Annotated in this window: 7 protein-coding genes and 1 pseudogene; 2 read left to right on the top strand and 6 right to left on the bottom strand. The window is 68.8% G+C overall.

What is annotated here, in order from left to right; translation table 11 throughout:
* Positions 1 to 56 precede the first annotated feature (56 nt).
* The 5 genes and pseudogenes from ACWGI8_RS32885 to ACWGI8_RS32865 form a co-directional block, all read right to left on the bottom strand.
* Positions 57 to 1,598, bottom strand: a complete 1,542-nt coding sequence (locus tag ACWGI8_RS32885) for a M28 family metallopeptidase (RefSeq protein WP_453666538.1) — start codon at positions 1,596 to 1,598, stop codon at positions 57 to 59.
* A gap of 160 nt (positions 1,599 to 1,758) precedes the next feature.
* Positions 1,759 to 2,340, bottom strand: coding sequence for an HhH-GPD-type base excision DNA repair protein (locus ACWGI8_RS32880; protein ID WP_453666536.1), 582 nt, complete (start codon positions 2,338 to 2,340; stop codon positions 1,759 to 1,761).
* A 146-nt stretch (positions 2,341 to 2,486) separates the two neighbouring features.
* Positions 2,487 to 3,740: a YncE family protein gene (locus tag ACWGI8_RS32875; protein WP_453666534.1), complete on the bottom strand. Its 1,254-nt coding sequence runs from the start codon at positions 3,738 to 3,740 to the stop codon at positions 2,487 to 2,489.
* A gap of 181 nt (positions 3,741 to 3,921) precedes the next feature.
* Positions 3,922 to 5,154, bottom strand: a complete 1,233-nt coding sequence (locus ACWGI8_RS32870; protein WP_453666532.1) for an RNA polymerase sigma factor — start codon at positions 5,152 to 5,154, stop codon at positions 3,922 to 3,924.
* Positions 5,151 to 5,453: pseudogene (locus ACWGI8_RS32865) on the bottom strand (YciI family protein); the annotation flags it as partial. The pseudogene ACWGI8_RS32865 and the gene ACWGI8_RS32870, both read right to left, overlap by 4 nt.
* Positions 5,454 to 5,587: 134 nt before the next feature.
* On the opposite strand from ACWGI8_RS32865, the gene tnpA reads away from it, so the two are divergent.
* Both tnpA and ACWGI8_RS32855 read left to right on the top strand, forming a co-directional pair.
* Positions 5,588 to 6,043, top strand: a complete 456-nt coding sequence (gene tnpA, locus ACWGI8_RS32860) for an IS200/IS605 family transposase (RefSeq protein WP_453666530.1) — start codon at positions 5,588 to 5,590, stop codon at positions 6,041 to 6,043.
* Positions 6,027 to 7,238 (top strand): RNA-guided endonuclease InsQ/TnpB family protein, encoded by a 1,212-nt coding sequence (locus ACWGI8_RS32855; RefSeq protein WP_453666528.1) that lies wholly within the window; start codon positions 6,027 to 6,029, stop codon positions 7,236 to 7,238. The genes tnpA and ACWGI8_RS32855 overlap by 17 nt, the downstream gene beginning before the upstream one ends.
* Positions 7,239 to 7,928: 690 nt before the next feature.
* Here ACWGI8_RS32855 and ACWGI8_RS32850 read toward each other — a convergent pair.
* Positions 7,929 to 8,837: a hypothetical protein gene (locus ACWGI8_RS32850; RefSeq protein WP_453666526.1), complete on the bottom strand. Its 909-nt coding sequence runs from the start codon at positions 8,835 to 8,837 to the stop codon at positions 7,929 to 7,931.
* Positions 8,838 to 8,921 lie beyond the last annotated feature (84 nt).

Here is an 8,921-nt window from a genome sequence, read left to right as displayed (position 1 = left end):
GTACCGGGCATGCTTCGAAGCGCCCGGTACCGTCCGGGTTCCGGGGCGGAGCCCCGTTACTCCGTCACCTCGTGGTCGTGGCCGTCGTGCAGGCCGCCGCCGCTGCCCGCGTCGCCGTCCGTCGGGACGGTGACGACCGGCTTGCGCAGGGAGCTCAGGTCCTGCGAGTACGTGCCGACCGCGTTGGCGATGACGTCGATGTTGGCGTCGAACGCGGTCATGTTGATGTTCTTGATGTCGTCGCACTTGGCGTGGTAGCACGCGTCGTACGCGACACCGGCCGTGCCGCCGAACTTCTCGGCCTGCGCGGCGGTCTTGAGGCCCTCGGCGCCGGTGAAGGTGCCGCCGGACGGGATGCCGACCTCGATGAACGGGCCGTAGTCGGAGCGACCGGTGAAGTCCGTGCCCTCGTGCGGCTTGCCCTGCTTGTCCATGAACTCGTTGATGTCGCGCTCGAGTTGCGCGGAGCCCGCCGGGCCCGCCGGCGCGCCGACACCGTCCGAGTTGTCGCCGTCGTACACGAACAGGCCGTAGTTCGGCGAGGCGATCATGTCGAAGTTGAGGTAGAGCTTGATCTCCTTCTTGCCCAGGTCGCTGAGGTTCGCGACGTAGTGCTCGGAGCCGAGCAGGCCGTTCTCCTCCGCGCCCCACCAGGCGAAGCGCACCTTGTTGGCGGGCCGCTTGTGGGACTCGGCGAGCTCCAGGGCGACTTCGAGCAGACCGGCGGAGCCGGAGCCGTTGTCGTTGATGCCGGGGCCGGCCACCACGGAGTCGAGGTGGGAGCCGAGCATCACCGTGTTGGCGGCGTTCCCGTGCTTGGTCTCCGCGATGACGTTGCGGGTGGTCCGCTTCTCCTGGAGCTGGCGGATCTCGAAGTTGATGCTCACCGGGCCCTTGGCGAGGTCCGCGGCGAGCTTCTCGCCCTCGGCGAGCGTGATGCCGCCGGTCGGGATCTTGCCGGCCTCCGGGCCGCCGAGCGTGCCGGACAGCGCGCCCGTGGTGTTGTTGTAGATCACCGCGCCGATCGCGCCCGCGGCCGCCGCGTTCTCCTGCTTGGCGGCGAACGTGCAGCCGCCGCGCTTGACCAGGGCGACCTTGCCGGTGAAGGTGCCGGCGGCGAAGTCCGTCGGCTCGCAGCCGTTGGTGCCGTCGGCGTCGACGGGCGCGGCGACCAGGTCCGCCTTCACACCGCCGACGGGCGTCGACTTGGTGTAGGTCATCGCGGATATCGCGACATCGCGCGGCGCGGGCGAGACCACCGACAGCTTCTCGGCCTGGGTCTCGGTGTACATGAACTCGAAGTCCTGGTACGAGACGTCGTACCCGGCCTTCTTCAGCTGCTTGTAGACGTATGCCGCGGACGCCTCGTGGCCCGGCGTTCCGGCGGCACGGTTGCCGCTGTTGCTCTCGGCTATCTGCTGGAGCTTCTGCAGGTGCTTGTATGCGTCCTTGGCGGACGACTCGCGGACCAGCTTCTTGGAGAGCTTGGCTGCTTCCTTGGCCGCTTCCTTGGCAGGGTCGTGCCGGTGTGCGGTGGCGGGGGAGGCGGATGCCAGCAGGAGCGGGGTCGCGAGTGCGGCTGCGGCCAGGGTGGCCATGGCTCTGCGATGGGTCGCGGTCACAGAGGTCCTTCCCTGTATGAATGAGGTTGAGGGGAAGTTAGCGATCTCTGAGTGTTCTGTGAACAGTTGTGCCGCAACTCACGTGATGTTTAGCAGCATTGACATCAACTAGTACGTCTTCGGGCGTACTTGTGTGTCATTTGGCCGCCTTCGCCGCGCGCTTCATCTCCTGCTTGTGCGCACGCACCTTGGCCAGCGACTCGGGACCCGTGATGTCCGCCGCGGAACGGTACGAACCCGCCTCGCCGTACGCCCCCGCCGCCTCCCGCCAGCCCGCGGGCGTGACGCCGAACTGCTTGCCCAGCAGCGCCAGGAAGATCTGCGACTTCTGCTTGCCGAAGCCGGGCAGCGCATTGAGCCGGGCGAGCAGCTCCTTGCCCGACGACGCGTCCTTCCACAGCGCGGTCGGATCGCCGTCGTACTCGTCCACCAGGTACTGGCAGAGCTGCTGGATCCGCTTGGCCATGGAGCCCGGGTAGCGGTGCACCGCCGGCTTCTCCGACAGCAACGCGACGAAGGCCTCCGGGTCCTGGGCCGCGATCTCGTGGGCGTCCAGGTCGTCGCCGCCGAGGCGCTGGGCGATCGTGTACGGGCCCGAGAAGGCCCACTCCATCGGGACCTGCTGGTCGAGCAGCATGCCGACCAGGGCGGCCAGAGGGCTGCGCCCGAGGAGTTCGTCGGCTTCGGGCTGCTGGGCGAGATGAATCGTGGGGCTCATGCCCCGATGATCCCTCCGGTGCGGTCGCCACGCACGTCCCGTCCGACAGCCGGCCCCCCTGGCCCAGTGGGAGGGGCCAGGGCGTACAAGGACCGGCGGCCCCTTGGTCCGGACGGGACGATCGGAGCATGACAGCTGTACCCGGGCTAATCCCGCGCGGCCGAAGGACCCGTCCAGTCGGCCGCCACATGGCCGAGCCGTACCCGCTGCGGGTGGTCCCCGACCGGCACGGACGCCACCTTCCGGCCGGTCGCGAAGTCGATGGCGGTGACCGAGTCGGCGCCGCTCTCGGAGATGACGCAGGACTTGCCGTCCCCGCTCACGGTCGCCCAGTACGGCTTCGAGGCCGTGACGAGCGGCCCTTCCTGGAGTGTGGCCCGGTCGACCACCGTCGCGTAGTCGTCCATCGTCCCGGCGATGCAGATCTTGTCGCCCTTCGGGCTCATCGACATGCCGTGGTGGCGTGAGTCGTTGACCCAGGTCGTGCGGTCCTCGCTGGTGTCCGGGTTCTTCGGGAGGGTCTTCTGGCGGGTGATCCGGTCGGTGGCGACGTCGTACTCGAGGAAGCCGTTGAAGAACGACACCTGGAAGTAGAGCTTCGACTCGTCGGGCGTGAAGGCCACCGGCCGTACCGCGTCGGACAGGTCCTTGCGGCCGAAGGCGTCCAGCCGCTCCCGCATGTCGATGACCTTCACGGTCCGGTAGGTGTTCGCGTCGACGACGGTGATCTTGCGATCCCCCTTCGTCCAGTCGAAGACCGGGTCGTCGAGGGCGGTGTTGACCTCGCCGATCGCGCTGTTCCAGATGTACTTGCCGTCGGCCGAAAAGACGTTCTCGTGCGGCTTGTCGCCGGTCTTGAACGAGCCTGTCTGGCGGCCGGTGTCGATGTCGAGGACATGCACGGTGTTGGCCGTGGACGCGGATACGGCGACACGCGTGCCGTCCGGGGAGACGGCCATGTGGTCGGAGCGGAAACCGGAAACGGGGAAGCGCCATTTGACCCGGCCGGTGGCCACGTCGATCGAGACGACGTCGGCGAAGCTCGGCCGGGAGACGACGATGGCCGACCCGTCCGGGGTGGAGTACATGTCGTCCACGAACTGGTCGTGTCCCTCGCCGACGGACATCCGTATCCCGAGGAAGTAGGCGAGCTTCACCGGGTTGAGATAGATCTCGCGCAGCCGCTCGTCCTTGTCCGGGACGACGTTGATCCGCCCGACTTTCGTCAGGGAACCGGACGATTCGAGGACATCGGCGGTGCCCTCCCAGTTGTTGCCGACGAACAGCACCTCACGGAGGCCGTCCTTGGGGGTGCTCGCGGGTGCCGGGGCCGCCGAGGCGACGGTGACCGCGAGAGCCGCGGCGATCGCGGCGAGGGCAGGGGAGAGTGCTGTCTTCACGGTGCGCTCCTGAAGGCGTGGGGCAGGAGGGAGACAGGAACTTACTGAGCGGTAAGGTACTGGCGGGTCAGGTGAATGACCAGACTCCGTACCGGACTTCCTCACGGCCCCATCGCTCGCGGCCCCATGGCTTGCGGACCATGGCTCACGGCCCCGCGGCTCGCGGCTCGCGGCTCGCGGCTCACGCGCGCAGCCGGGCCGCCCGCATCTGGAGGTAGCGGGTCTCGGGCACGCTGAGGGTGCCCTGGGCCGCCCGCTGGTAGGCCGCACGCGCGGCCTCGGTGTCCCCGGCCCTCTCCAGGAGATGGGCGCGTACGGCGTCGAGCCGGTGATGACCCGTCAGCCGGTCCTCCAGTTTCGCCACTTCCGCCAGCCCCGCCTCCGGGCCCGACACCATCGCGACCGCCACCGCCCTGCCCAGCTCGGCCATCGGATCGGGCGCGCGGCTCACCAGAACGTCGTAGAGGGCCAGGATCTGCGGCCAGTCGGTGTCCTCCGCCCGTGCCGCCTCGCCGTGCAGGGCCGCGATCGCCGCCTGCAGCTGATACGCGCCGGCCGGGCCCTCGGAGAGCGCCTCCTCCACCAGAGCCGTGCCCTCGGCGATCGCGCCCCGGTTCCACAAGGAGCGGTCCTGCTCGTCGAGGGGAATCAGCTCGCCGTGCGGGCCGGTACGCGCCGCGCTGCGGGCCTCGGTGAGCAGCATCAGGGCCAGCAGCCCGGCGACCGGACCCTCCCGGGGCAGGAGCCTGCGTACGGACCGGGTCAGCCGGATCGCCTCATGGGCCAGGTCGGCGCGGTGCAGGACGGCCCCCGACGTCGCCGTATGACCCTCGTTGAAGATCAGGTACAGCACCTGGAGCACGGCGGCCAGACGCTGGTCGCGGTCCTCGGGACCCGGCTGCCGGAACGGCACGCCCTTGATCCTCGCCTTGGCCCGGCTGATGCGCTGCGCCATCGTCGCCTCGGGCACCAGCATCGCGCGGGCGATCTCGGCCGTCGTCAGACCGCCGACGGCCCGCAGGGTGAGCGCGATCTGCGCGGCGGGCGTCAGTTCGGGGTGGCAGCAGAGGAACAGCAGCGTGAGGGTGTCGTCATCGGACGGGGCCCGGCCCTCACCGGGAGGCGGCGCGGTGAACGCGTCACGGGGGACGAGCTGCGCGGCCGTCTCCTCGCGCCGGCGCCGCGCCTCGTCACTGCGCAACTGGTCGGTCAGCCGGCGCGAGGCGACCCTGATCAGCCAGCCGCGCGGATTGTCCGGCACACCCTCCTCGGGCCACTGCTGTGCGGCGGCGAGCAGCGCCTCCTGTACGGAGTCCTCGGCCGGGTCGAAGCGTCCGTACCTGCGTACCAGCGTGCCGAGGACCTGCGGCGCGTGGCGGCGCAGCAGGTCCTCGACGTCGGTCGTACGCGTCACGGGCACAGATCGCCTCCGCCGTCCTGGATCGGACGGATGACCACCGGGTAGTCGGGCGCGCCTTCGGGGACCGGACACTGGGCGATGCGGGCCGCGATGTCCGTGACCCGGTCGAGGCTCGCGCAGTCCAGTACCCAGTACCCGCAGAGGAGCTCCTTCGTCTCGCCGTAAGGACCGTCCGAGATCACGGGCCGGCCGTCCTCGCCCGCGCTCACGAAACGGGTCTTCGCGGGCTCGACCAGCCCCTGCGCGTCCACCAGCTCACCGGACTCGGCCAGGTCGTTGTTGACGGCCTCCATCGGATAGCTAGCGAGGGGACCACCGGATTTGTCCGGTGGGGGAATCGCTTCTCTGGGCTGCTCTGTCCTCAACTGTGCATACGGGTCTGCACTGTTGACCGCAACTAGATGCGTGGCGCGTGTATAGTGATCGCGTGGCTGTGACCAGGAAGGTTCGCCGGTACTCCGGCGGCGTGTACGACTTGGGGCTCCACGTGGTGTGGTGCCCGAAGTACCGCCGCCGGGTCCTCGGTGGGCGGGTCGCGGTCCGGCTGCGTGAGCTGATCGAGCAGAAGGCCGCCGAGAAGGGCTGGGAGATCATCGCCCTTGAGGTGATGCCCGATCACGTGCACCTGTTCGTCAAGCACGGGCCGAAGGCGTCCGCCTCCTACGTGGCGCACCAGTTCAAGGGCTTCACCTCGCGCGTTCTGCGGGAGGAGTTCCCGCACCTGAAGTCGCGGATGCCCACGCTGTGGTCGTCGTCGTTCTTCGTCGCCTCGGTCGGCGCGGTCAGCGCGGACACGATCGAGAAGTACATCAACACCCAGTGGGAACGCCCCTGGACGAAGAAGCGAGAGGAAGAGGAGGGCGAGCGTGCACCGCGCGTATAAGTTCCTCCTCCGCCCCACCGTCCGCCAGGCCCAGGCTCTGCGTGAGATGCTTCGGGATCACTGCTCCCTCTACAACGGCGCACTTCAGGAGCGCCGCGACGCCTACCGGCATGTGTCGAAGACGACGGTCCGGTACGGGCAGCAGTCCGCGCAGCTCAAGGACGTCCGCGCCTTCGACCCCGAGCGGCAAGGCCGCTGGTCTTTCTCGTCCCAGCAGGCGACCTTGCGCCGTCTCGACAAGGCGTTCCAGGCGTTCTTCCGGCGTGTAAAGGCCGGCAAGAAGCCAGGCTATCCCCGCTTCCGGGGTGTGAACTGGTTCGACACCGTGGACTTCCCCAAGGACGGGGACGGCTGTGGCTGGGACTCCACCCCGCACGAGGCGGTGACGCGGGTCCGGCTGCAAGGTGTCGGGCATATCCGCGTGCACCAGCACCGGCCCGTAAAGGGCCGGGTCAAGACGGTCAGCGTCAAGCGTGAGGGCAAGCAGTGGTATGTGATCCTCGCCTGTGACGAGGTGCCCGCCGAACCGCTCCCCGCCACGGGCGCGGCGTGCGGCATCGACATGGGCATAGCCCACTTCCTCACCACCAGCCAGGGCGAACACCAGCCGAACCCGAGACACGGCAAACGCAACGCAGACGCTCTCGCCAAGGCCCAGCGGGCACTAAAAGCGTTCGGCCGCCGCAAGCGGAACAATCGCACAGCAAGGCACCGCCGCGCGGTGGAGAAGGTCGCCACGCTGCACCGCAAGGTCCGCCGGCAGCGCACCGACCACGCGCACAAGACCGCGCTCGCACTGGTCCACACCTACGACGTGATCGCGCACGAGCGGCTGAGCATCGCGAACATGGTCCGCGCCCCGAAGCCGAAGCCCGACCCTCAGACCCCCGGCGCGTTCCTGCCCAACGGGGCGGCGGCCAAGGCCGGGCTGAACAGGAGTATCCACGATGCGGGTTGGGGGGTGTTCCTGGGCATCCTTGCGCATAAGGCTGAGAGCGCCGGTCGCAAGCTGATCCCGGTGGACCCCCGCAACACCTCCCGCACCTGCCCCGCCTGCGGGTATGTGTCCGGCGAGAACCGCACTACCCAAGAGAAGTTCGAGTGCACCCAGTGCGGTCACACCGCCAATGCCGATCATGTCGGTGCACTCAACGTCGCTATCAGGGCCGGGCTGGTCCTTCCCGATGTGGCCTAGCCACCGACAGGAGAAGCCCTCCGGATTTATCCGGAGGGAGGAGTCACGAACGAGAACATCGCCTGCAGGTCCGTTCGCCATCGCTCGCTCCCCGGGAAAGAGCACTAGGGCGGACTGGGCCTCGGTGGCGAGCGGGGTCAAGAATTCGGCACAGTAAGGGTGCTCGGATGCGATCGCCGCTTGAATCGATTCCTGTAGCGTCGCGAATTCTCCTTCGTCCACCCAATTGACGCCGAATCCCTTGAGGTGGGGGAACCTCACTCCCGCTTGCCACTGGGCCATGGGCAGTTCGTCGTAGTCCTCGTGAGGGTCGTTCGCGAGAATCCGGAGCATCCCCGCCAAGGTGTGAAGATATTCGGCCGCGTCCATCCCCGCAGCAGGACCTGCCGAAAACTTTGCGGCATATCCGCGACGGCGTCCCCGCTCGCGCAGAGGTCGGCAACGTGGCCGAGTAGAGCGGTGATCGTCACGAGCGGGCACATCCACTCCCCGGCACCTCGATTTCTGGCGATGCGGATGAAACGCCGGAGCTCGTCGTCCAGGGACTGCGCCCCCGCCGAGTCCTGGACCGCGACGGCCAGCTCCAGAACCCTCCTCACCGGACCATCGGCGAAGAGCGCACCGGTGTGCGATGTCACGGCTGCCACCATCCTTGCTGTCACCTGTTACGGGCCCACAGGGTAGGTCCGGCTATTGATCGGACTCGTGATGCTGCTGATGTGTGCGGCTCTCGCGGTTCAGGACACTGCAGGCGGCGGCCAGCCAGCGGTCCTTGCGGGCTTTCACCTCGTGCAGCCGATCGCTGTTCTGCTGGATCAGACGGCGTTGGATGCGGGTCTCGGCCGCCGCCCAGACCGTCATCACCTTGGTGGACCGCTGGCAGGCCACGTCGGCGCGGGCGGTGGCGTGTTCGGCCGGTGTGGGTTCGGCCGTGTTCCAGCGCTCGCTGATGGCGGCGGCCGTGGGGTCCGTGTAGTCGAAGCCCCTCTTCGCCATACAGGTGCGCCATGTGCGCTGAGCGTCGCGTACTTCTGGAGCGCGCCGGGAGGCCTCCAGGGCGGTGCCGGTCAGCTGGTTGAAGGCGTGGAAGTCGAGTGGGGCGGTGTCGCCGACGAGTTGGCGCTGGGCGGTCTTGAGGCAGCCGCCCCTGCCGGAGGGCCCGTAGGCCGCGCGCTGCACCTCGGCCGGGAGCGCCTCGCGCTCGTCCCAGGCGCGGTTGCGCCGTATCACCGACGGCGGGTCGGGGCGGGGGTGGTACCCGTAGTGGAGGGCTTCCGTCTCGTCGGCTCCGTACCGGCGGAGGTTCGGCGGATCGACGTCCCGGGCGTCCACCCGGGGCAGGGTCTTCCACTCCATGCCCAGGTCGTTCATGCACCGGCGCATGAGGATGTCCTGTGCGTCTTCCACGACGTGGGTCTCGGCCACCGTCGATGCATAGGCGTCCAATGGCAGCAGGAACTGCTTGGCCTGCCGGGTCACAGGCGGGGGTGCGGTGGTGTGCGGGGCGGGCGTGGACTCGTTTTCCACGGCGGTGCAGGCGGTGGTGGCCAGGAGCAGCAGTGCGAGCGCGGTGGTGGTCCGGGCGCGGGAGGGCGACATGGTTGCCTCTCGTCGTGCAATGCGCGGTGCGCGGTGAGCGTGGTGCGGTGGCATAGGGCGCGGGGTGGGGGGCCCCCCGCCCCC

The organism is Streptomyces sp. NPDC054841 (genome assembly GCF_053611045.1).
The sequence above is the reverse complement of the archived record's forward strand: the minus strand, read 5'-3'. Positions and strand labels throughout refer to the sequence as shown.

What these genes read in the sequence shown, in the direction of transcription:
- ACWGI8_RS32885 (WP_453666538.1), bottom strand. Translation starts at nt 1,598, where the DNA reads ATGGCCACCCTGGCCGCAGCCGCACTCGCGACCCCGCTCCTGCTGGCA.
- ACWGI8_RS32880 (WP_453666536.1), bottom strand. Translation starts at nt 2,340, where the DNA reads ATGAGCCCCACGATTCATCTCGCCCAGCAGCCCGAAGCCGACGAACTC.
- ACWGI8_RS32850 (WP_453666526.1), bottom strand. Translation starts at nt 8,837, where the DNA reads ATGTCGCCCTCCCGCGCCCGGACCACCACCGCGCTCGCACTGCTGCTC.